The sequence below is a fragment of the Pseudomonas sp. RT6P73 genome, assembly GCF_054897715.1.
This window is the reverse complement of record NZ_JBUBUV010000002.1, coordinates 2,210,196-2,231,857: the sequence shown is the minus strand read 5'-3', so window position 1 is coordinate 2,231,857 and position 21,662 is coordinate 2,210,196. Positions and strand designations below refer to the sequence as shown.

Annotated in this window: 19 protein-coding genes and 1 tRNA gene; 10 read left to right on the top strand and 10 right to left on the bottom strand. The window is 59.3% G+C overall.

The genetic code is table 11. The features are described 5' to 3' along the window. Window positions 1-176: 176 nt before the first annotated feature. The 4 genes from ACYZT6_RS11010 to ACYZT6_RS10995 form a co-directional block, all read right to left on the bottom strand. Window positions 177-1,145, bottom strand: a complete 969-nt coding sequence (locus ACYZT6_RS11010) for a Gfo/Idh/MocA family protein (protein ID WP_462026904.1) — start codon at window positions 1,143-1,145, stop codon at window positions 177-179. A gap of 16 nt (window positions 1,146-1,161) precedes the next feature. Beyond that, on the bottom strand, window positions 1,162-2,049 hold the full coding sequence (locus tag ACYZT6_RS11005; RefSeq protein ID WP_462026903.1) for a Dyp-type peroxidase: 888 nt from the start codon (window positions 2,047-2,049) through the stop codon (window positions 1,162-1,164). Window positions 2,050-2,510: 461 nt separating this feature from the next. Continuing rightward, complete coding sequence (locus ACYZT6_RS11000; protein ID WP_462029924.1) at window positions 2,511-3,569, bottom strand: IS110 family RNA-guided transposase; 1,059 nt, start codon at window positions 3,567-3,569, stop codon at window positions 2,511-2,513. 124 nt (window positions 3,570-3,693) lie between these two features. Beyond that, complete coding sequence (locus ACYZT6_RS10995; RefSeq protein WP_462029933.1) at window positions 3,694-4,743, bottom strand: AraC family transcriptional regulator; 1,050 nt, start codon at window positions 4,741-4,743, stop codon at window positions 3,694-3,696. A 207-nt stretch (window positions 4,744-4,950) separates the two neighbouring features. Here ACYZT6_RS10995 and ACYZT6_RS10990 point away from each other — a divergent pair, with 207 nt between their 5' ends. Further along, window positions 4,951-5,895, top strand: coding sequence for a SphA family protein (locus ACYZT6_RS10990; RefSeq protein WP_462026902.1), 945 nt, complete (start codon window positions 4,951-4,953; stop codon window positions 5,893-5,895). Between the two features lie 132 nt (window positions 5,896-6,027). Here the strand turns inward: ACYZT6_RS10990 and ACYZT6_RS10985 are convergent, their stop codons facing one another. From ACYZT6_RS10985 to ACYZT6_RS10975, 3 genes are all read right to left on the bottom strand, one after another. Then, on the bottom strand, window positions 6,028-7,236 hold the full coding sequence (locus ACYZT6_RS10985; RefSeq protein ID WP_462029932.1) for a DSD1 family PLP-dependent enzyme: 1,209 nt from the start codon (window positions 7,234-7,236) through the stop codon (window positions 6,028-6,030). Window positions 7,237-7,310: 74 nt separating this feature from the next. After that, complete coding sequence (locus ACYZT6_RS10980) at window positions 7,311-8,639, bottom strand: D-arabinono-1,4-lactone oxidase (protein ID WP_462029931.1); 1,329 nt, start codon at window positions 8,637-8,639, stop codon at window positions 7,311-7,313. A gap of 85 nt (window positions 8,640-8,724) precedes the next feature. Then, window positions 8,725-9,114, bottom strand: a complete 390-nt coding sequence (locus tag ACYZT6_RS10975) for a c-type cytochrome (RefSeq protein WP_462026901.1) — start codon at window positions 9,112-9,114, stop codon at window positions 8,725-8,727. A 265-nt stretch (window positions 9,115-9,379) separates the two neighbouring features. Here ACYZT6_RS10975 and ACYZT6_RS10970 point away from each other — a divergent pair, with 265 nt between their 5' ends. Together ACYZT6_RS10970 and ACYZT6_RS10965 are read left to right on the top strand one after the other, a co-directional pair. Then, entirely contained in the window at window positions 9,380-11,005 is a 1,626-nt protein-coding gene (locus ACYZT6_RS10970) for an NADP-dependent glyceraldehyde-3-phosphate dehydrogenase (RefSeq protein WP_462026900.1), read from the top strand. Window positions 11,006-11,073: 68 nt separating this feature from the next. Continuing rightward, window positions 11,074-12,093, top strand: coding sequence for an FUSC family protein (locus ACYZT6_RS10965; RefSeq protein ID WP_462026899.1), 1,020 nt, complete (start codon window positions 11,074-11,076; stop codon window positions 12,091-12,093). Between the two features lie 7 nt (window positions 12,094-12,100). On the opposite strand, the gene ACYZT6_RS10960 is transcribed toward ACYZT6_RS10965, so the two are convergent. Beyond that, a complete protein-coding gene (locus ACYZT6_RS10960; RefSeq protein WP_462026898.1) occupies window positions 12,101-12,994 on the bottom strand; it encodes a DMT family transporter in 894 nt (297 codons plus the stop codon). Window positions 12,995-13,129: 135 nt separating this feature from the next. Between ACYZT6_RS10960 and ACYZT6_RS10955 the strand changes: the two genes are divergently transcribed. Further along, complete coding sequence (locus ACYZT6_RS10955) at window positions 13,130-13,567, top strand: Lrp/AsnC family transcriptional regulator (RefSeq protein WP_008006559.1); 438 nt, start codon at window positions 13,130-13,132, stop codon at window positions 13,565-13,567. Between the two features lie 57 nt (window positions 13,568-13,624). Continuing rightward, window positions 13,625-13,954, top strand: coding sequence for a YceK/YidQ family lipoprotein (locus tag ACYZT6_RS10950; RefSeq protein WP_462026897.1), 330 nt, complete (start codon window positions 13,625-13,627; stop codon window positions 13,952-13,954). Between the two features lie 59 nt (window positions 13,955-14,013). On the opposite strand, the gene ACYZT6_RS10945 is transcribed toward ACYZT6_RS10950, so the two are convergent. Continuing rightward, window positions 14,014-14,685: a Bax inhibitor-1/YccA family protein gene (locus ACYZT6_RS10945; protein ID WP_461958550.1), complete on the bottom strand. Its 672-nt coding sequence runs from the start codon at window positions 14,683-14,685 to the stop codon at window positions 14,014-14,016. A 123-nt stretch (window positions 14,686-14,808) separates the two neighbouring features. On the opposite strand from ACYZT6_RS10945, the gene ACYZT6_RS10940 reads away from it, so the two are divergent. Both ACYZT6_RS10940 and ACYZT6_RS10935 read left to right on the top strand, forming a co-directional pair. Next, window positions 14,809-14,896 (top strand) — tRNA-Ser (locus ACYZT6_RS10940). A 427-nt stretch (window positions 14,897-15,323) separates the two neighbouring features. Next, entirely contained in the window at window positions 15,324-15,503 is a 180-nt protein-coding gene (locus ACYZT6_RS10935; RefSeq protein ID WP_462026896.1) for an NMCC_0638 family (lipo)protein, read from the top strand. A 408-nt stretch (window positions 15,504-15,911) separates the two neighbouring features. Here ACYZT6_RS10935 and ACYZT6_RS10930 read toward each other — a convergent pair whose 3' ends face one another. After that, window positions 15,912-16,850, bottom strand: coding sequence for a hypothetical protein (locus ACYZT6_RS10930; protein WP_462026895.1), 939 nt, complete (start codon window positions 16,848-16,850; stop codon window positions 15,912-15,914). 233 nt (window positions 16,851-17,083) lie between these two features. Between ACYZT6_RS10930 and ACYZT6_RS10925 the strand changes: the two genes are divergently transcribed. Genes ACYZT6_RS10925 through ACYZT6_RS10915 form a run of 3 tightly spaced genes read left to right on the top strand, consistent with a single transcriptional unit; the run spans window position 17,084 to window position 21,281 of the window. Beyond that, window positions 17,084-17,923: a zinc metalloprotease gene (locus tag ACYZT6_RS10925; protein WP_462026894.1), complete on the top strand. Its 840-nt coding sequence runs from the start codon at window positions 17,084-17,086 to the stop codon at window positions 17,921-17,923. Window positions 17,924-17,929: 6 nt separating this feature from the next. Further along, a complete protein-coding gene (locus ACYZT6_RS10920; RefSeq protein WP_462026893.1) occupies window positions 17,930-20,071 on the top strand; it encodes a S8/S53 family peptidase in 2,142 nt (713 codons plus the stop codon). Continuing rightward, window positions 20,058-21,281 (top strand): trypsin-like serine peptidase, encoded by a 1,224-nt coding sequence (locus tag ACYZT6_RS10915; RefSeq protein ID WP_462026892.1) that lies wholly within the window; start codon window positions 20,058-20,060, stop codon window positions 21,279-21,281. The genes ACYZT6_RS10920 and ACYZT6_RS10915 overlap by 14 nt, the downstream gene beginning before the upstream one ends. Window positions 21,282-21,662 lie beyond the last annotated feature (381 nt).

Sequence of the window (21,662 nt, the reverse complement as noted above, 5' to 3'; positions counted from 1 at the left end):
GCTGCCGAGCAGCGCGAGGCTGCGTTCGGCTGCGTAGCAGTCGTGAAATCAGGCCACGCGGTGCATCAGGATGACCGCATGCGCAGGTTTTACGACGACTTCGTCGCCGAACGCAGCCTCGCGCTACTCGGCAGCTGCTACAACGGCTTCGGTTTCGGCAGTGAGATTGCCTGGCTTCAGGTGCGCTTTAGGATCTGGTCCATCACCCAGTCGGTTTTTACCGCGTGTTCGGCCACCGCAGGATGCTGCGCCTCGCCACGGATGTGAGCGTTCATGCCCAGCACGTGATGCCACTGAATGTGCTCGTGATGGTTGATGTGCAGACTGAGGTGTTCATCGGCTTCAAGCTGCACCGGATGCTCGTCGAACACTGAAAAACTGATCCGGCCCTGGCTGCCGATCAGCTCGACCCGATCTTCGCGGCGGTCGGCGACGAAATTCCAGCAGCCCATGCCCAAGGCACCCGAAGCGAACCGCCAACTGGCGCTGACGGCGTCTTCGGCGGCATACAAACCCGCCTGCCGTGCGGTGAAACCAGCGACTTCGACGATATCCCCGAGCAAATACTGGAACAGATCGAAACCATGACTGGCCAGGTCGGCAAAGTAGCCGCCGCCGGCAATCACCGGGTCCGTGCGCCAATTGTCGGCGCCACCCAGATCGTTCGGCGAAGGGGCTTTGGTCAGGGTCCAGGACAGATGCCGCACCTCGCCGATCCGTCCCTCCTCCAACCACTGCCGTACTTGTTGAAAGCGCGGCAGCGAACGTCGGTAATAGGAAACGAACAGGTGTAATCCGGCGTCGGCAAATACCTTCTGCATATCAAGGCTTTGCCCGGCATTCAGCGACATCGGTTTTTCGACGCAGCAATGTTTGCCGGCGGCGGCGACCAGCAAGCTATACGCGTGGTGGCTGTCGGGTGGCGTGGCGATGTACACCGCGTCCACCTCGGGATCATTGATCAGGGATTGCGCATCGGTGTAAACCCGGGCGATGCCGTGGCGTGCGGCGTAGTCGGTGACCGCATCCAGTCGCCGTCCCATCACCGCCACCAGCGCCGAACCGGGCGCCTTGTAAAAGGCCGGCCCGCTCTTGCGTTCAGCAACACTGCCACAACCAATCATGCCCCAGCGCACTACGTCCATGTTCTCTCCTTGATCCTTAGCCGATGCGCAAGGCGCGCAGGTCCAGATGACCGTCCTTGAGCGGCGGGCACCAGTAGTAGCCGCCGGTGATCGGACGGCTGATGCGGTACAAACCATCGGTGATGCCGTCTTCCAGTCCGCTCATGCGCCGCAGTTGGGCTTCGAAGGCGTCGAGGGAAAAACCGAACGCCAGGAACATCAGGCCCGCACGATCGCCTTCGATCCACGGCATCGAGCGACGGACCACGAACGCTTCGGGGGCGAAGCTTTCCTGGGCGGTGCGTTTGACGTGGGCAGAAATCGGCGCGTCATCGAGTTCTTCGTTATCGCTCAAGCGACGGCCCATGATGTTGTCCTTTTCATGGGACGGCATCGCGTGGAAGCCTTTCAGGTCGTGCTGCCACTGTTGGATCGCGGCGAAGCTGCCACCGACCAGGCCTTCAGCGCCTTCGCCCAACAGCGCGGCGGCCACGGCGGCTTCGTCGTGCGGGTTTTCGGTGCCGTCTTCGTAGCCGGTCAGGTCGTGGCCGGTCATGTGGCGGAAGGTTTCGTTCATCTGCACCAGGCGCAGGGCCGGGGCCAGCGCGGCTTCGATGGCGTTGCTGCGATTGAGCAATTCGCCACGGTCGACGCCGTGCAACCAGCACCAAAGCGCGTGTTGGGTCGACGGGTTGTCGACGCCGACACCGGTCAGCGCGGGAAAGGGCCGCAGGCCATCGATCTGAGCGAGCAGCGCCTTGACCAGGGATTCACCAAAGCCGACCACCGCCGATTTCCCGTCCACCAGTTGCATCAAGTTGTCGAGCGCGGCCGGTAGTGCTTCGGCAGATTCGAGGGCGAAGAACATATGACGGGCTTGAGGCGGAACGGGGGTGGCGAGAATGCCCGGCTGGTAGTAACTCATATGAACTCCTTAAAAAGAGCGCGGAGTTTAACCGGGGAGCGATGGTTTGTGTGCGCCGACCTGTAGCAGCTGCCGAGCAGCGCGAGGCTGCGTTCGGCTGCGCAGCAGTCGTGAAATCAGGCACTGCGGTGTATCAGGGATACTTTGCTCATAGGGTTTACGACTGCTTCGCAGCCGAACGCAGCCTCGCGCTGCTCGGCAGCTGCTATGTATGGACTTGCCCCCACTGTCTACCCGCTTTTGAAAAACCGCCGCCCCGTTGCATCTATGTATTAGGCCTATTCGAGGAAGCCGTCTTCGGCTTCTGGCCAAAATTGGAAGAGCTCGTGGTATGCCGATTACAGTCAGGCCTCGAAGGCCAGTAGCAGCTAAGGCATCAATCCACGCCGGTCTTACCTGGGGTCAATTTTTTTTCAGCAAAGGGCCGGACAGTTAGTACCTCGGTGGCAGAACTCTGTCGCTCAGTGGCTCATCGTCGCTTGCTGGCCATCACCCGCCTGGCGACGATAAGTCTGGTCATTCTGTAGAAGCACCCAGACGATTCGCAGGTTGCGGTTGGCTAGCCTGATCGCAGCCTCCTTACGGCCCAGTCGGCTCATCCAGCGCAACAAGCGGCGGTCATCGGGTTGCTGGGAATCAGGTCGTAGTTGTTGCAGTACCGCATGGGCTCCCTGGATCATCAGGCTGCGTAAATAAACATCGCCTCGCTTGGTCATGTCCCCCAGCCGGACCGTCTGCCCGCTGCTGTGCTGGTCAGGCACCATGCCAAAGTACGCGGCAAACTTGCGGGCATTGGGAAATCGCTCAGGCTTGGTTTCCTTGGCCACCAGTGCCGTGGCAGTGACTGGGCCGATGCCGCGCACAGTCATCAGTCGCTTCGCCGTCATGTCGGCGTTGGCGGCCACTTCCAGGCGCCCCGTCAGCACGCTGATGCGCTCGCCCAAATGGCGCCACTCGGCCAACAGTTCGTCGATCAGTTCACGCAGCACGCCCGGCACCGGCTGGGTGGCATCTTCCAGTACCCGCGGAATTTTCTGGCTGATCGCAACATCGCCCTGCGCCAAGGCCACGCCATGCTCGAGCAGCAGGCCGCGCATCTGATTGCTCACCGCCGTGCGTCGACGCACATAGCCCTGGCGGGCGCGATGCAATGCCTGCATTGCCAGCGCCGCAACGCTTTTGACCGGCACTGCGTAGATCTTTTCATCGCGACCAGCCCGCAGAATCGCCAGCGCATCGTTGCGATCATTTTTAGGCCCGCTGCGATGTGTGGCCACCAAACGGGCTGGAAGAATCCGCGCCAGATTGCCTTGGTCTTGCAGCTGCCGGGCCCAGGCTTGAGCACCCGGACCGGTCTCCATCAGAACCACGACATGAGGTGGCAACTGGCGGAGAAACTCATAAAACGCCTCGCGCGACTTGATCCGCTGCTCGTAGTGCACCTGGCCGAGGACATCTTCCCCGGCGACCTGAAAGACCTGCTTGGCCAGATCGACCGCCACGGTGGTGCAGACCGACAAATCGGAAGAAGACAGGGATTGATCAATCGAAGTATGCTTTTTCATGGACTCGCCCTCGCTGTCGTTGGCTGTTTAGACTGCCACCGTGGCGCATTGACGCCTCGGCTTGGGCGAGTCCATCCAATTACAGGAGGCTCGTTGAGAGTGGGGTTTCGTTGCGGAAGGCACTCGGGCTCATGCCGGTCCAGCGCTTGAAGGCCCGGCGAAAGCTGCGCACGTCGCTGTAACCGACTTCCTCGGTGATGCGCTCGATGGACATGTCCGGGTTGGCCAGCAGGCTCATGGTGCGGGCCTGGCGCACTTGTTCCAGCAGCGTCTCGAAGGTCAGCGCATGTTCGGTCAAGCGGCGGCGCAAGGTGCGGCTGCTCATGTTCAGGTCGCCGGCGATCTTCTCGATGTGACTGCCCTCGGTCAGGTCCCGGGAAATCGCACGCTCAACGGCCTGGATCAAGTCCATTTTCTGATGAACCTGCGCGGCTTCCAACTCAAGCAATTTGACCGCCTGACGCAGCGCCAGTGAATGGTGATTGGGCAAATGCACGTCAAGCCAATGGGCGGCGATCACCATGCGGTTTTGCCGGCAACCGAAACGCACGTCCGGGCTCAGCAACCGCTGGTATTCGCTGAGATAGTCTGGCGCCGCATGCATGAATTCCACCGTCATCGGCTTGAAGTCGGCGCCCGCCAGCGCCCGGCCGTACACCAGCAGGCTGGCGAAAAACTCCTCGACCGCAAACAACTGCACGTCGGCGAACGGCAAGCGACATTCGACGTCGACGAACACCCGATCGCCCGCCTCCTCCACGCTCGACACCACGATGCCGCCCGAGGTGTGCTGATGCCGAATGCCCAGTGCAAAGGCATCGCGCAGAGTCTTGCATAACGACAGCACATGCCCGAGCAGCCCAAGCGTGCCCAGCACATTCTGTGCACCCACCCACAACCCCAGGCCCTGATTGGGCAAGACCTTGAGTGCGCGCTGAATCATGGCCACGGCTTGCCGATAGGAAATGCGCTGCGCAGGGTCCTGGAGATCGTCAAGGGTAAAACCCAGGCCTCGGCAAAGGCTGTCGGGATTGATGCCTTTTTGCTCGGCGACTTCGGCCAGGGTTTGCAACAGAAAAGGCGAAACCAGCGCCAATTCAAAGGTGGGATCGATCACTTTCATCTGCATGGGGCTAGACATTCCGGATCAGGCTGCATTCTTATTTTTGTTACCGGTTATGTCGACGGAAGTTAGCACAGGGTTTAAAGACTGTCCGCAGAAGTCCCCCTAATGGCCGCCAATACCCTGCCCCGCATGGCGCAGACAGCTTATTTCTATGGGGCGGCCTCCGTGTGGCCGCAGGTGCTCCCGCTAACAATAATAATGAGTACACACATGAACCCGACCCGCACGACACTTCCCCTGTTGATCATCAGCCTGGCCGGCGTCTGCGCCCTGCAACCGGCACTGGCCACCGAGGCCGGCGTGGACAACATCGGCACCGGCACCGACGGTTTTTCCATGTTGCCGCTGGAGGTCGACAGCCTTCCGGACAACATGGTTGTGTTCAACCTCTACTACAACCACTACAAGTCCAGAAAGCTGAACATCAGTTCGCTGGGCGGCAAGGTGCCGAATGTCGAGATCGAATCCACAGCGGTTATCCCGCGCCTGGATTACCTCAGCCCGGTGCGCATTTTTGGCGGGCGGCTGGCGGGCTATATCGGCCAACCGTGGCTGAAACAGGAAGTCTCGGTGTTCGGCTTGCAGGACACCCGCGAAGGCATGGGTGACACCACCATCGCGCCGATCATTCTCTGGGACATGGGCAAGAACCTGACCCTCGGCGCCGCCGTGGAAATCACCGTGCCCACCGGCGAATACAGCGTCGATCGCCTGGCCAACACCAGCAACAATTTCTACACCTACAAACCGCTGTTTTCCTTCACCTGGCTGCCGACGGAAAGCACCGAGGTGTCGATGAAGACGACGTACAGCTTCAACGAAAAAAACAAGGACACCGATTACAAGTCGGGGCAGATTTTCCACTTCGATTATTCGGCCAGTTACAAGATCACCGACAACCTGATGCTGGGGCTGAACGGCTACTACTTGAAGCAGACCACCGACGACAAGCAGTTCGGCAGGACCGTGCAGTTCAATGGCGAGGACGTGAATGACGGCGTGCGTGGGCAAGTGTTTGCAATCGGGCCGGCGTTGCACCTGACCTTCTTGAAGTACGCCAGCGCGGAGATTCGCTGGGCCAAGGAGTTCGATGTAGAAAACCGGCCTGAGGGCGAGATGCTTTGGGCGAAGGTCAGTATTCCGTATGCGTTCTAAGTGACTTCCCTTCCCCTGTAGCAGCTGTCGAGTGAAACGAGGCTGCGATCTTTTGATCTGGATTTAAAAGACAAGATCAAAAGATCGCAGCCTCGTTTCACTCGACAGCTGCTACAGGGTGATTGGGTTTGTTCAGGAGTATACGGGCCAGGTGTCGACGATTCGGCCCCCTCGAACCGCCAACAAATCCCCAAACTGCAACAACACCGATTCAGTCTGGGTCGGTCTTAAAAACACCTGATCCTCAACCCCAAGCCCCACCGCCGCCGAACCATTCACCATCTCCTGATTCGAACTGCGGCCATACACCCCATTACTCCGCAAGCCCTGCGGCGATTCAAACTCCGCCATCCAGTTGCCGCCATAGATAAAGAAAGTCTCGCGCTGATTGGTGTCCCACCACGAAAACAACCTCGACTTGCCGTCCAGCGCCGGAATGTTCACCGCGCCGGTGCTTTTTAACACCGGTGTCGCGATAAACGCCGCAGGCACATGCTCTACCAGCGACGGCAAATCATAGTGCGTCGGCTTGAGCATCGCCGTGCCCACCGACACTTCACTGCTCAGGCTTTCCTGCTCGTGCATGCGATAACTCGGGCTTCCGGCGGTATTGAGCGTCAACCCTTCGCGCCATAACCCAGGGAATTGCTGACGAGTGAAGTCGACGCAGCGGTTGTAAATCAGCATGACCTTGGCGAACAGTTCCTCGGGCGACCCCAGAATCCCCGGCACGCCCATGCCCACGAACGGGTCGTAGCCCATGAACCCGGCGAACTCCAGGTGCTGCGGGTTCGCGCTGATCAGCGTCAGCATCTGCCCGAGCACCGCCAGATCACCGACACCGCCGCGATGCAAACCCACGTCCAGCTCAATGTTCACCCGCAATCGCGTGCCCAATCCCTTGGCCAATGCCAGGTATTGCTGCAAGCGCTCCGGCGTATCGAGCAGCCATTGCAACTGCTTCGACGGGTCGAACGGTCCTTTATGCGATGTGTAAAACAACTCGGCCGAACGCACCGGCAGCGGCTTGCCCAACAAAATGTCGGCCTGGGGAAACTGCACCGCGTCATGGTTGAGAAACGGCTGATGAAATGACATCAAGCGCTGGCTGCCGGTGCGCTGGGTGATGTAGCTCAGCAGCCCCGGCGCCGGCAGTGATTTCTCCACCAGACGCAGATGCTTGCCGCCGCGCTTCACCGACAGCGTGACGACATCGATGTTGTGGTCGAGCCGGTCCAGGTCGATCAGCATCACCGGCCGCATCGGGCCGTAGGCTTTGAGCTCATCGTTCAGCGCCCGGAAATAGTCGCTGTACGGACCGCCCCGGTCACCCGGTCGCAGCCACGCGCCAACGCCCGCGAGCAAGGCGCCGACACCGACGGTCCCGAGCAGAAAGTTACGACGATTGACCGCCATCAGCTCACCCCCAGAATCGACGATAAATGCGCGTTGAGAAATTTGCCGCTGGGGTCGAGTGCCTGTCGAACCTGGATGAATTCCTGCCAACGCGGATATAACGGCTGCAGGTTCTTCGCATTGAGCGTGTGCAACTTGCCCCAATGTGGCCGGCCGTTGTACTTCCAGAAAATCGGCTCGACGGCGGCGAAGAAATTGTGGTGATCCATCTGGTAATGCTGATGGACCGAAATCGAGCAACTGTCGCGGCCTTCAAACATGCTCAGGGGAATGTCATCGGCTTTGACGTAGCGGTACTCGATGGGAAACCAGGTGCGCAGGTCCTTGTCCTGAATCAGCTTCAGAATCTCCCGCAAGCACGCCGGGCCGTGTTCCGCCGGCACTGAATATTCCATTTCGTTGAAACGCACCGTGCGCACATTGGCGTAGATGTCGAACGAGTCGCCCACCCGATCATCGAAACTGGCCAGATGGCGCAAGTTGTTCAGCATAGTGCGGCGCAGGTCGGGGAAGTCGCTGGCGTATTTGTCGATCTTCTCGATCAGCGTCACGAACTCATTGCCGCCCTCCTCATCTGGCGGGATCGGCGGTGTGGGCGGGTCGGTGGTTTCGTTCAGGGCGATCGACAAGGCGTAGTCGGAATGGGTCACCACGAGCATTTCCCAGTGCTGGTTTTCCCGGGTGTTCGTGTCGAGGTCTTCCAGCAGCTCTTCGGTCTTGGCGATCCACTGGCGCTCTCGCAAGCGATAAGCGGGACGGTTTTGCAGGCGCACTTTGGTGGCTACGCCAAGCGCGCCGAGTGATACCCGCGCCGCGTTGAACACCTCTGGATGGCGCGTGCTGTCGCAGTCCATTACTTCGCCATTGGCGTTCACCAGTTGCAGGCCGCAGACGTGGGCCGAATAGGATTGAAAGTTTTTGCCGGTGCCGTGGGTCGAGGTGGAGATCGCCCCGGCCAGAGTCTGGTAATCGATGTCGGCCATGTTCTGCAGGGCTTGGCCGATATCCTTCAGCGGCGTGCCCATGCGTGACATCGGCGTGCCGGCGGCGAACTCGGCCTGCAGCGTTTGGGCGTCGTGATCGAGCAGTCCGGTGAAGTAGCTCAGCGACAGCAACGTGCCGTCAGTGGGCACCAGCGCACTGAAGGAATGCGCCGAGCCGACCGGACGAACCTTGCCCGGTGCCTGGCGGATCACCTGGGTCAGTTCGTCCAGGGTCTTGGGCGCCAGCCGCGCCGCCGGCAGGCAACTCTGCCCGCCCGACCAATTGCGCCAGGGAATCAGCCGTGGCGCGCGCAAGAATTCGGCCAACGCGGGGGTTGAACCCAGCGCGGTGAAGGCGCCAATGACACTCGCCCGTTGCAGCAACTGACGCCGTGTTAAATCCATCGTCATGAATTGCACCCTGCCGTTCTTATTGTTGGATTCGCTGGCCGGACATAAAGGCAATCAGCGCCAGGAACTCTTCCTGCGAACACTGCATGCACATCCCCATCGGCGGCATGCCGTTGTAGCCGTTGATCGCGTGGTCGAGCAGCGTGTCGGTGCCCTGCTGCACGCGCGGCACCCAGGCTTTTTGGTCGCCAGTCAACGGTGCGCCGGCCGCCGGGTTGGCGTGGCAGAGTTTGCAGCTGTTGTCGTAGACCTGTGCCAGTGCGGCGTCGGTGGGCATGGCGGCGGCCGCTTCGCTGTGCATCGCCGGGCTTTTCGGCTCATCGCCACAACCGTTGAGCAGCGTCGCGAAGACGCCGCCCACCAACGCCAAACAAAGGCTAGGCTTTGCAGTGACTCGACTGGCCCGCATGGCTGTCCTCTCGTAGGGCGCCCCTCAGTGGAGAGCACCTTTTTTATTGTGATCAAGCACAGGTCAACACTAAGGCACCGACGCGGGCGGGTTGAGGGCATTGGGGGCCAACAAAGGGGGCTTCTGAGGCCATGACCGAAGGTGTCGGCAGGTCCACGATCAAAAACCCTGAGCCGCCAAACGATGAGATGAGTCATGACAAGCGAGGCCGAGGTCTGCTAAAACGATTCATCAGTTCATCACCCAATCCAGACGGGGTAGCGACATGACCACAGCACATATCCTTGGCAACCTGTTTCCCGATGCAAGCGACATCCCGGAAAAATACCGCCTCGACGGTCAGACCGAGCAGCGTGAATACCTGGTCGATGGCGAACTGAAAACCTGGTCCGGCCCCCTCGCCCAGGTCCGCAGCCCGGTGTACCTGACCGGCGAAAATGGCGACGAACAAGTCATCCTCGGCAGCACGCCGCTGCTCGACGCAGACACCGCATTGACTGCGCTGGACGCCGCCGTCCGCGCTTACGACCGGGGTCAGGGTTTGTGGCCGACCATGCGCGTGGCCGAACGCATCCAGCACGTCGAAACGTTTCTGGGCCACATGCGCGAACAGCGTGAGGCGGTGGTCAAGCTGTTGATGTGGGAGATCGGCAAGAACCTCAAGGACTCGGAAAAAGAGTTCGACCGCACCTGCGATTACATCGTCGACACCATCAACGCCCTCAAGGAACTCGACCGCCGCTCCAGCCGCTTCGAGCTGGAACAGGACACCCTCGGGCAAATCCGCCGCGTTCCATTGGGCGTCGCCTTGTGCATGGGGCCTTACAACTACCCGCTGAACGAAACCTTCACCACGCTGATTCCGGCGCTGATCATGGGTAACACCGTGGTGTTCAAACCGGCCAAGCTGGGTGTGCTGTTGATTCGTCCGCTGCTGGAAGCCTTCCGCGACAGCTTTCCGGCCGGGGTGATCAACGTGATCTACGGCAGCGGCCGCGAGACCGTTAGCGCGCTGATGGCCAGCGGCAAGATCGATATCTTTGCGTTTATCGGCACCAACAAAGCCGCCAGTGACCTGAAGAAACTCCACCCGAAACCACACCGTTTGCGCGCGGCACTGGGCCTGGACGCGAAGAACCCCGGCATCGTGTTGCCGGAAGTCGATCTGGACAACGCGGTCAACGAAGCGGTGACCGGGTCCCTGTCGTTCAACGGCCAGCGTTGCACCGCGCTGAAAATCCTCTTCGTCCATGAAGACGTGGTCGAGTCATTCATCGAGAAATTCAACGCCAAACTGGCCACCCTGAAACCGGGTATGCCGTGGGAAAGCGGTGTTGCGCTGACGCCGTTGCCGGAAGCGAGCAAGGTCGAGTACCTGCATTCGTTGGTCGCGGATGCCGTCAGCAAAGGCGCCAAGGTGGTGAATCCAAATGGCGGTGAAGCGCGAGCGTCGTTCTTCTATCCGGCGGTGTTGTTCCCGGTAACGCCGCAGATGCGCGTCTACCAGGAAGAACAGTTTGGCCCGGTGGTGCCGATCGTGCCTTACCGGCATCTCGACACGGTGATCGACTACGTCCTGGAATCGGACTTCGGCCAGCAGCTGAGTATCTTCGGCACCAACCCGGTGGCGGTCGGTCGACTGGTCGACACCTTTGCCAATCAGGTCGGCCGGATCAACCTCAACGCCCAGTGCCAGCGCGGCCCGGACACCTACCCGTTCAACGGCCGCAAGAATTCCGCCGAAGGTACGCTGTCGGTGCATGACGCGCTGCGAGTGTTTTCGATCCGCACCCTGGTGGCGACCAAGTTCCAGGAAACCAACAAAGAACTCATCAGCGAGATCATCAGCGGACGCAGTTCGAGTTTCCTGACCACCGATTACATCTTCTGAGGACACCGAGCCTGAACACGTTCAGAGCCCATCGACTGCCACCGCTGCTGCGCCGGCTGCTGCGTCCGTTGCTGGACCCGTATCGGCGCTACCGCCACGCGAAACTGATCCACGCGATCCGTGTGTCGCTCGGGTTGCTGGCGTCGATCATGCTGACCACCGGCATCAACCTGCCCCACGGTGAGTGGGCGTCGGTGACGATGCTGGTGGTGATCGGCGGCTTGCAGCACCACGGCAACATTGGCAAAAAGGCCGCCGAGCGCGCCGTCGGCACGTTGATCGGCGCCAGTATCGGCCTGCTGTTGGTGGCGCAACAGGCATGGCTCGGGATGCCGTGGCTGACCTATTTTGTGATGTCGGTGGTGTGCGGGTTTTTCTCCTATCACGCCATCGGCAAGGGCGGTTACACGGCGCTACTGGCGGGGATCACGGTGTTTATTGTCGCCGGGCATGGCGACAACCCGATCTCTGACGGACTGTGGCGCGGGGTGGATATTCTGATTGGCGTGGCCCTGGCGCTGGCATTTTCCTTCGCCCTGCCTTCGTATGCGGTTTATTCCTGGCGCTACAACCTGGCCAACTCGCTGCGCGATTGCGCGACGATTTACGGACGCATCATCGATGGACAGCCCGTCTCCGATGACGAACACCTGAAGCTCATGAATCGCCTGAACGCGGTGATGGTGCAACTGCGGTCGCTGATGCCGTCGGTGTCCAAGGAAGTGAAGATTTCCATGACCGAGCTCGATGCGATTCAGCGTAATTTGCGGATGTGCGTCAGCACCCTGGAAATCCTCGGCAACACCCGGCCGGATGCCAACGACCGCGACGCCATGGCGCATCTGCAATCGAGTTTCAAAGCCGAACACCGGCAGATTCGCGTGCAACTGATCGGCATGGCCCGGGCGTTGAAAACCGGCGCGTCGCAGCGGCTCAGTCGCCCCGCCGATGTGCCGGTTGATTCAAGTCTCGATGCGCCGGTCTATAACTCCCTGGACGGCTATCGGTTACTGATCCATCAGTTTGCTTTGAACATCGGCGAGATGCGCCAGCGATTGGCCAAGACCGCACCGCGCTGGAACATCTGATGCTCGTTTATTGTGTGACCGCCCGACGAAACTTCAGGCCCCAGCCCTGCTGCATGCCAGCGGCGGCCAGCAGAATCGCGGCAACACCGACCCACTGCAGCGGCTCCAAGCGATGACCGAACGCAAACCAGTCAACGAAAATCGCCGCAATCGGGTAGATGAACGACAACGCGCCGGTCAGTGCCGTCGGCAGTTTTTGAATCGCGCCGTACAGCAGCACATACATCACGCCGGTGTGGACGATGCCCAGCGTCACCAGGCTGGCCCAGGCACTTGGCGCTTGCGGCAGTGCCGAAAAGTGCGCGAAAGGTGCGAGCAGCAGCACGCCGGTGCTGACCTGGATCAGGGCAATCAAGTGCGGTGGCGTTCCGGTCAGGTGTTTGATGATCAACGCCGCAATCGCGTACAGAAACGCAGCACCCAAGGCCAGACCGATGCCCATCAGGTAATCGTTGCCACCCGCGCCCTGCTCGCCATGCGCGCTGACAATGGCCAGCATCCCGAGAAACGAAATACCCAGCCAGAACAGCTTTTGCAGGGTGATTTTCTCGCCAAGAAACAGCGCCGCCAACCCGACCAGCATGAACGGTTGAACGTTATAGACCGCGGTGCCGATGGCAATCGAGGCACGGGAATATGAGGCGAACAACAGCACCCAGTTGCCGACAATCGCTACGCCGCTGAGCACCGCCAGCAGGAACGTGGTGCGGGTCAGAATGCCCGGGCGCAGGAAACCGAATGCCGCGCAGATCAACAACAGCGTGCCGGCGCCGAACACGCACCGCCAGAACACCACGTCCAGCACGGGTTGCCCGGACACCAGCACGAACCAACCGATGGTCCCGGAGATCAGCATGGCGGCGCTCATTTCGAATGAACCGCGACGTAGTGTGTTGTCCATCATCAGACTCCCGTGAGTGAGCCCAAATTATGCCAATCCGCCCAAGGGCTTCTCCAGCGCAAAAAGCAGGCTAAACTCGGTTTTTGCCTTTTTTATCAAGGCGTATTCAGTCAACCGCCTAACAGGGGATTTGCCATGACCGACGACATAGACCAAGTGCTGATCAGCGCATTGATGGAGGATTCGCGCCGCTCGCTCAAGGCCCTGGCGCAAATCAGCGGCCTGTCCTCACCCAGTGTTGCCGAACGCCTGCGTCGACTCGAAGAGCGTGGCGTGCTCAAGGGCTACACCGTCGAAATCGACCCCAAGTGCTTCGGCTATCAACTCCAGGCCATCGTGCGGATCCGCCCGCTGCCGGGCCAGTTACAGGAAGTCGAGCGGCAGATTCAGGCGATCCCCGAATTTACCGAGTGCGACAAAGTCACCGGCGACGACTGCTTCATCGCGCGCCTGCATGTGCGCTCGATGGAGCAACTGGACACGCTGCTCGATCGCCTCAACAGCCACGCCGAAACCAACACCGCCATCGTCAAGAAGACTCCGGTCAAACGCCGACTGCCACCGATGGCATGAGTGCGATTTTGATTGGAAACGCGTAAATTGACAGTTTTCCGGCGAAGGATTGGCGGTATGAAAACTCAGGCAATACTACTCGCGACGCTGATGCTCGCAGGTTGCGGCACGGTACAAACAGTGATTCGCGGTGACGAAGTGGCGGCCAAGAGTCTCCAGGATCAAAAAAGTTACTGCGGCGCAGTTCCCAGGATCTACAGCGGCGTGACCTACGATTTCTGCACGCTCAATGCTCCGCTGGAAAAAGGTCGGGATGCGCAGGTGCATGACAATGCTCCGGCTATTGTCCTGATCGACGTGGTCCTGTCCGGGGCCCTCGATACCTTGTTCCTGCCCTATACCATCTACCGTCAGCAGGCGGATGGCAGCATTATCATCTCTGAATGACCCTGAATTTCAGGCAATAAAAAACCCGCCTAAGCGGGTTTTTTACTCAAGGCTGCCGATTAATCATCGCGGCTCATAATGCCGAGGATCTGCAACAAGCTGATAAACAGGTTGTAGATCGATACATACAGGCTGATGGTCGCCATGATGTAGTTACGCTCGCCGCCGTGAATGATGGCGCTGGTCTGGAACAGAATGCAGACCGAGGAGAACAGCACGAAACCTGCGCTGATCGCCAATTGCAGCCCGCTGACCTGGAAGAAGAAGCTCGCCAGCGTCGCGCCCAGCAGCACGAAGAAGCCTGCGGTGATGAAACCACCGAGGAAGCTCATGTCCTTGCGGGTGATCAGCACATATGCCGACAGACCACCAAACACCAGCGCGGTCATCGCGAAAGCCGAACTGACGACTTCAGCGCCGCCCTGCATGCCCAGGTAGCGGTTGAGGATCGGGCCGAGCAGGAAACCCATGAAACCGGTCAGGGCAAATGCCGACACCAGGCCCCAGGCCGAGTCACGGAGTTTGTTGGTGAGGAAGAAAAGCCCGTAGAAACCGATCAGCACCACAAAAATGTTCGGGTAGCCGACACGCATCTGCTGAGCCACGAACGCCATCACGCCGCTGAATGCGAGGGTGAGAGCGAGCAAGCCGTATGTGTTGCGCAGGACGCGGCTAACCTCTAGCTGCTCAACCTGCACGCTGTTATTAACTGCGTAATCCTGTTCGCGCATGGCGACACTCCTGTTGGTTTGAAACGTTCAGTCGCAAAGATCATAACAGACGCTCTGTAACAAGCCATGCAGAGAGTTTGACAGTGTGTTTCATTCAGGTATTATGGCGCCCGCAACGCAAACGGAGGTGTGGCCGAGTGGTTTAAGGCAACGGTCTTGAAAACCGTCGACTGTAACAGGTCCATGAGTTCGAATCCCATCGCCTCCGCCATCTTATGTACGAAAAAGCCCTGATTATTCAGGGCTTTTTCGTTTCTGGAACTCGTGATTGTGGGTTCTCGCTTTCTGGATCGTTTCCGCATCTTTTCGGTCATTTCCGCAACCCTACCCTTTCGACATCACTGGTTCGACCTCGACACTCAGAGGTATGGGGCAACCTTCAACAGGCAGCTTCCAGCCAATAGCAGACTCTTCAACTTGGATCTCGACCCTTGCTGGCCCCTGCATGTGCAATGTGGAAAATCATCTGAATCGCAACTCCTCTAAATCCTGCTTAGCTTGATCGTGATATCTCCAGGGAGGGTTTCCATGTCCAGAATTTTTGCAGCCTTACTCTTGATCACCTTGAGTACGAATGATTGCCTCCCCAGCGAAGCTGATGAGCAAGCCAACTCACTCGCTAAAATTTACGCATCACTTTGCATCAAGAACCTGCCAAATCTGGAAGCGCTCCGCGAAAAACTCAGGCCGATTCCTGGTCTGTTCCAGACACGTACGGAGCGTTTGTATTAGCTCTCCCTAATGGCAAGAATTTTTGCGCCGTGCATGTCCGTAACCTGAACACCGCGATGGCCTCCTACCGCGTGGAGAACTGCTGAAAAATATGCACGCCAACGCGTCCATCTACCCTAGCAAGTTCGTGACAAACCCTGCAGCCGATGGCTTTGACATCAGCGGCATTGCATACCGCACGAAGTTCGACATAGGCCGGCGCTGGTATCTGCCGTTCACTTCGCGGTCCTTTGCTCGCAGTGCTGGCGTGGATTTCGAAATCCCACTGCCTAAGCTTGGACAGGCGAGGATCGGTCGGAGTCGCGCACGACTTGACTGGTTGTCAATGAGCATTCCGACCCTGTTATCAACGCAGCACGATCGTCGCGCAGGCACTTTTCGCACAAAGCCTGCGCGACCAAGCGCTGGGCATAACTAGGCGCGGCCGGAACACCCAGCCGCCCGCCTACACGGTGGACGGCAACAGCAGATCATCAGGCCCTTGCGCATACGTTCTATTCCTCTTTCTTCCCTTCCTTTTCCAGTTTTTTCTTCCAGGCCTCCTTGGCCACTGGGCCAAGGGCGTCGGTCATGGCCTTGATCTCGGCTTTGCTCTGACTATCCAGCCCTGCGAGCGTGCCGGTTTCCACGACCGAGAAGTTGATGTACACATCACTGCTAACCGGGTACTTCAATGGTTTCGTGAAGTTGAAATAACCTTCAGCCACAGGCTTGTAGTTGAGCGGGCCATTAGACGCTGGAGCAGACACCGCAATCCCTCCGATGCTCACCGCGTCGGCGACATTCTCCTGCGCAGTGCCGGACTTGAAGCCTGTCGCGGCAGCGGCGACACTCAGGCCGATGCGGCCCTTGCCCTGCCCTTCATCCGTGGTTAACGCCCGACTGGTCCGCGATGCCACCAGCGCTGGCGCGAATTGGAAAGCGGCTGTTTCCTGATCATGTGTCTGGAACGGCTGCTTCACCAGCAAAATGGACATTTGCGCCGCCGGGTCGGCGTGGCCCGTGATTCTGGCCAATACCACGCAGTTCAAGTTGTCCCAAGCTGCCGTAGGGCCAGACCAAGAGGCGTTCCAGGACTTGATAGAGCGTTCCTGGAATTCATCAACCTTGCGGTTGACGGCCGCGACACCCAGGTCCCAGGCGGTGTTGCCGATAGCGGTCAACAAAGGTACCAGCACCGCAGCCAGCGCTGGATTCTTATCTGGCACACACAATCGCTTCCATCTGCCATCAACCGGGCGGCCGAACAGTTGCTGCCACGTGGATAGTGTGCTGCTCTCGCTCACCTCGAAAAGCTCCGCCGTCACCGGTACCAGCATGACGCGTTCCTGATCACCGGTTGCCGGATCAAGTTTGGACGTGGTGAACATCGTCCATGTCTGACACCCGCTTAACACCATGCATGAAAAAGCCACCGCCATTGTTTTATGCATTGCGACGCTCCTCTATCTTCCTTGCCGAAGTTGCAATTTGCATGACTGGGTATAGTCCATCTTGCACACCGCTCCACCCCGAGTTCAGCCCGATAATGCCATCATCCGACTAATGGCATTGCGCTGTTAAACCGCCATATCTATACCCACTGTTGAAGTACCCGCCAAAACGGGTATCCATCACCATCATCGTCGGAGGTAGCGCAGTCGACGACCAGACAGAGGGACCTTCCATGCACCGCTGGTTTACCTTGGCGACCTTGTTTTTCGCGGCCTCGGCAACGGCCTCGGCCTTGACCCGGGAAGACATTGAAGCCGCTATCTCGGCACCGTCGTTCGAAGTCGCGTTCAAGCCGTTCCTCGGCAAACTGCCCCAAGTGGTGGTCGCGGAACAGGGTAATGCCATCTACTACATCGTCGAAGGTGACATTCTGCTGGACGAGGAAGGAGTCCAGTCGTACCTGATGTCCCTGCGCCGCGGCCAGGTGCCTGCAAGGGATGGCGAACTACTGGTATTGACCGAACAGGGCAAGAAAGTGATCTGGCCCAAGGGCCAGCGACAGCTGACCTACGCCGTGGACCGAGAAAGCTTTCCCAGCCGAGCGCAATACCAGGTCGTGGTAGACAATATGCGAGCGGCCGCAGAAGACTGGATGTTCTGCCAAGAGTGTGCGATCAGTTTCGTCCACAAGCCCACGTTGGACCCCAAGCCGAAAACCGGCCAGGTAACCTTCATTGTGCGGTATTCAGCCAACGTTGACGGAGCCTTCGCCGTCGGCTTCTTCCCAAACGCAACGCAAGTCTTGCGCTACGTGCATATCACTCCCGCCTACTTCACTACCGATTACGACCGTGTCGGCATCCTGCGGCACGAGTTGGGCCACGTGCTGGGCTATCAACACGAACAGGCGGTTGGGGTACCCGGCTGTGCCCGGGAGGGCAACAACTGGCAGGAGGTATCGCCCTACAATCCCAGGTCGGTCATGCACTACCTGTGTGGCGGTGGCGGGACCAAGAGTCTCGTCTTGCAGAACACTGACAAGGCCGGGCATCGCGCCACCTACGCGGAGTGATTTGCCATGAATCCACTGTGGTTGTTGGGTTTGCCACTTGGCACCGTAATGGCAGCAGAACCTGACCTGCCTCTGGTCCCCCCACCGGATCCCTCCGCATTCGAACAAATGCGCAAGGAAGTCGCCGAGGCGCCCAACAGCCAATCAAATCTGCCCAAGCAGATCGATAGCGGCGTGCTTGTGTCCTTCGAGGGCGGCAACGTAGGACAGTACGTCGCGCAGATCATGCTGGACCTGGGCAAGGAAGGCCGATTGCCGAGTGATCGTTATAAGGTGCAAGCTGGCGACACCCTGTGCGGCCTGCTCGACCAACGTGGCTATCCCCCACCGTGCCCCCCTATGTTGGAAGTGGTTCAGCAACTCAACCCGAATCGACCGGCGACCCAGCCGTTGAGGATCGGAGAGATACTCAACCTACCTGCCCTGGTTACCTGGCCGGCGATCGCCAGCAAACGGGTGGCCGCAGCAGCTCCGTTCACCCGCGACGACTGCACTCCGGCCTCGGATGCCCTGTTCAAATACTGGTCGAACCTGGAGCCGCGGGTCGTCAACTGCATCCCCGCCGCCGCGGAACAGCCACCCAGCTCCGTCGTGCAGTACCGCGCCTACCAGTTCGTCGTGCCGACAGACACCGACGAAACATCGTTGAAAATCCGTGCGCAACTGAAAAACAGTAAAAGCGCCAATGTGTACTTCGATGTGATCCCCCATGCCACGGATAACGGAGCCCAGATTTACGCCGAAAACGCTTTGACAGCGGACGCTTGCTCCAACGGCCTGAGCGATGACAAACCCATCGACTACCTGAACCAGTTCGACTACGACCGCGACGCACTGACGGCCGTGCGCGACAGCATGTACCCTGGCGGTGCGAAACGCGATATCCGGGTCGTGCCGGTGTACCTCATCGATACCCCACTGGATCCGTCCCCCAACCTGTTCCCCGCCTATGTGAAAATAAAACCCACGCAAGCGTTGAGCTGCAAGTGGGCTTCCCCTTTCAGCAATCGCTTCCACGGCACTCACCTGGCCGGCTTGATCGGCAGCCAAGGCTACGGTTTTCGTAGCATCTCCACCAATGCGGCGATTTTCTCCTTCGTCTGGAACAAGGTCAGGGATGACGATCAACTGGACCCGGTCCCAGACCGCAACGTCCAATTGCAACAACAGATCCTTGGCGACGCGGACGCCCCCCGCGGCATGACACGGGCGATCTACGTGGCGGCGACGACGTTCACGTTTAAAACTTTGAGGCCTTTGGGTGAACGCCTGGGTAACCCCGAGTACCGCTGGCAGGAAGCCATCCTCAAGGCAGTCAAGAACTCGCGGTCGTTATTCATCGTCTCCGCTGGACAATCCGCCAAGGAGCAGGAACAACCCAGCGAGCTGATCAACATTTCCAGCAGTGCGCCGCAGAACCTCGGCGATTTGCCCAATGTCATCGTTGTCACGGCGTGTACTACCTGCGGTCGAAACAACGCCCGCCTGATGCCCAACGCCAACTTTGGCAGTGGCCCCAGCCCAATCGTCCAACTCGCCGCGCCGGGCGGGCAATCGATTCCCGGATGGGTGACGGCCGACCGCATCAGCTCGGCCAACGGTACGTCGCAGGCCACGGCGTTGATCGCCAGTGTTGCGGCGGCGATGCGCGGAGCCTGGCCAGAGGCCTATCTCGAGCCTGTGGCAATCAAAGTGCGCTTGCAGGTTACTTCCCGGCCCATGTCACGAAACGCCGACGGCTCTGCCAATCCAGACGAAGCCAAGATTGCCGCCGGGGTCGCCGACCCGGTGCTGGCACTGCTTGATCCCGACCGGCACTGGTTGAAGGAAGGCGGCCAATGGCGAGCTGTGAAGATCCGGAAGATGGAACCGCAATACATCTCGTTCTCCGACGCCAACGGCAAGCGTGACCAAGCCAGCCTCAAGGCCCTAAAGCGCGTCCTGACCTTATCCGATGGTAGCCAGACGGCCTATGCCTATGACCTGCTCGATGGCGTCGGTGAACCCGGAGTGGTACGTCGCATCGGCCCAACTCAAGTGGCCGAAGGCAAGCTGACGCTCTGCGACAGGGACGATCCAATTCCCCTAGCCGATATCCAGGACATCATTTTTTCCCCAAGAGGCATCGAGAAGAATGAATGTCTTTAAACACGCCTTCCTCCTCACCCAGTTGCTGATGGCGGCAGATGTGCTTGCCGATCAATGCAAGACCGCCGAGTCCGTCACCAGCTTTGGCGCCTGGTTCTCCCAGGGGGCACGGCTCACGGCCAGCCAGTCATTCCAGCCCATCAAGGCGCCCGCCGGGCAATGGCCCGTCGACAGCATGAAATTGCGCCTCGAGGTCGCGTCGGGTACCGACCGCCAGTGGCATCTCCTGGTCTATGCCCCCGACTATCGGGTACTCGCAAGCTTTGGCCCGAACGATTTCACTGACAAGGGCCAACTGACGGCATCACGCTGGACCGGACGTTTGTTCCATGATCGGGTTCAGGTCGAACTGGTGACCGCCCGACCCGACTCGGACATCGTCATCAAGATCCCAGCTGGCATCGCCTTGCCGAAAGAAAGCAGCGACCAACGCGTATTTTCCGTACAGACGCCCGGCGTCGTGGGCTGGAACGACCTTTTCCCCAAGAATGGGGCAATGGGCGACATCCTGCCGCGCAAGGCCGGCGCCAAGGTCGGCATGCTTATGACCGCTCAGCAAATACCCGGTGGCGACAGGAGCGCGTGGTGCTGTTCCGCCATAATGATCAGCCCAAACTTAGCATTGACCAACTGGCATTGCGGGGGCGACAACAGCTGGATGCAACCCGCCGATTACTGGGAAGGCAATGTATGCGTCAATGCCACGCTGGATTTGGCTTGGGATGGTGGCACGATCAGACGCCAGTACAACTGCACCCATGTCGAGGCCAAGAGCGAAGCACTGGATTACGCTGTGCTGCGCGTGCAGCCTGTCGTAGGTACCGGCGGTGTGGCCGGCGAGCCGGTGTATGAGCGCCTAGCCAATACTCCTGACGCAAAGCTTGGCGACGCGTTCATCGTCCACCACAGCATGTGTCAGACCAAGCAGGTGAGCGACAAATGCAAGTTCCTCTCCCTCGACCATCCGAACTGGCTCAAGGGCGATGGCCCTCGCGAGATCACCCATGATTGCGATACGGAGCACGGCGCATCCGGGGCGGCGGTCTTCAATGCCCAAGGGCAGATGCTCGCCCTCCACCATTTGGGCTTCCGCCGAGACCCGCAGACCTGTGAGCGGCAGGACAGGGTCAACAAGGCGGTGCCACTGAGCCACATCATCGACGACCTCAAGGACAACACGCCCGAGCTGGCGAATGAGCTGGGACTGTGAGCGTCGGTTAGGCTTGTACGAAAAAGTGCCTGCGCGGCGATCATGCTGCGTTGAAAACAGGCTCGGATGCTCATTGACAGCCAGTTGTTATCGCCAGCATAGGATTGACCCAGTGTGTCAGAATCTCATCAGCGCCAACCATCCAAAGCTGCCATTCAGTTCTGGTCGAATCAAATCGTCGACTTGTCGGCGCTTTGGACCTGCAGACCCAGGGTATTTCGATGGCATGGATTGAGCGACTACTATTTCCACCGAAGGTCTCCTCCCACGCGTGTCTCGCTGCAGCCAGATGGCGGAAGAAAAGAGGCCAGATCAATGACGTACCGTAGTGCGACAGTTTTAATTATCAAAATTCAGTTGACGTGTGTTTTTGCTCATCTT

Bases quoted from the DNA above. Each gene is read 5' to 3' on its own strand.
- ACYZT6_RS11010 (WP_462026904.1), bottom strand. From the start codon at position 1,145: ATGGACGTAGTGCGCTGGGGCATGATTGGTTGTGGCAGTGTTGCTGAA.
- ACYZT6_RS11005 (WP_462026903.1), bottom strand. From the start codon at position 2,049: ATGAGTTACTACCAGCCGGGCATTCTCGCCACCCCCGTTCCGCCTCAA.
- ACYZT6_RS10995 (WP_462029933.1), bottom strand. From the start codon at position 4,743: ATGCAGATGAAAGTGATCGATCCCACCTTTGAATTGGCGCTGGTTTCG.
- ACYZT6_RS10990 (WP_462026902.1), top strand. From the start codon at position 4,951: ATGAACCCGACCCGCACGACACTTCCCCTGTTGATCATCAGCCTGGCC.
- ACYZT6_RS10975 (WP_462026901.1), bottom strand. From the start codon at position 9,114: ATGCGGGCCAGTCGAGTCACTGCAAAGCCTAGCCTTTGTTTGGCGTTG.
- ACYZT6_RS10970 (WP_462026900.1), top strand. From the start codon at position 9,380: ATGACCACAGCACATATCCTTGGCAACCTGTTTCCCGATGCAAGCGAC.
- ACYZT6_RS10960 (WP_462026898.1), bottom strand. From the start codon at position 12,994: ATGGACAACACACTACGTCGCGGTTCATTCGAAATGAGCGCCGCCATG.
- ACYZT6_RS10955 (WP_008006559.1), top strand. From the start codon at position 13,130: ATGACCGACGACATAGACCAAGTGCTGATCAGCGCATTGATGGAGGAT.
- ACYZT6_RS10950 (WP_462026897.1), top strand. From the start codon at position 13,625: ATGAAAACTCAGGCAATACTACTCGCGACGCTGATGCTCGCAGGTTGC.
- ACYZT6_RS10945 (WP_461958550.1), bottom strand. From the start codon at position 14,685: ATGCGCGAACAGGATTACGCAGTTAATAACAGCGTGCAGGTTGAGCAG.
- ACYZT6_RS10930 (WP_462026895.1), bottom strand. From the start codon at position 16,850: ATGCATAAAACAATGGCGGTGGCTTTTTCATGCATGGTGTTAAGCGGG.
- ACYZT6_RS10925 (WP_462026894.1), top strand. From the start codon at position 17,084: ATGCACCGCTGGTTTACCTTGGCGACCTTGTTTTTCGCGGCCTCGGCA.
- ACYZT6_RS10920 (WP_462026893.1), top strand. From the start codon at position 17,930: ATGAATCCACTGTGGTTGTTGGGTTTGCCACTTGGCACCGTAATGGCA.
- ACYZT6_RS10915 (WP_462026892.1), top strand. From the start codon at position 20,058: ATGAATGTCTTTAAACACGCCTTCCTCCTCACCCAGTTGCTGATGGCG.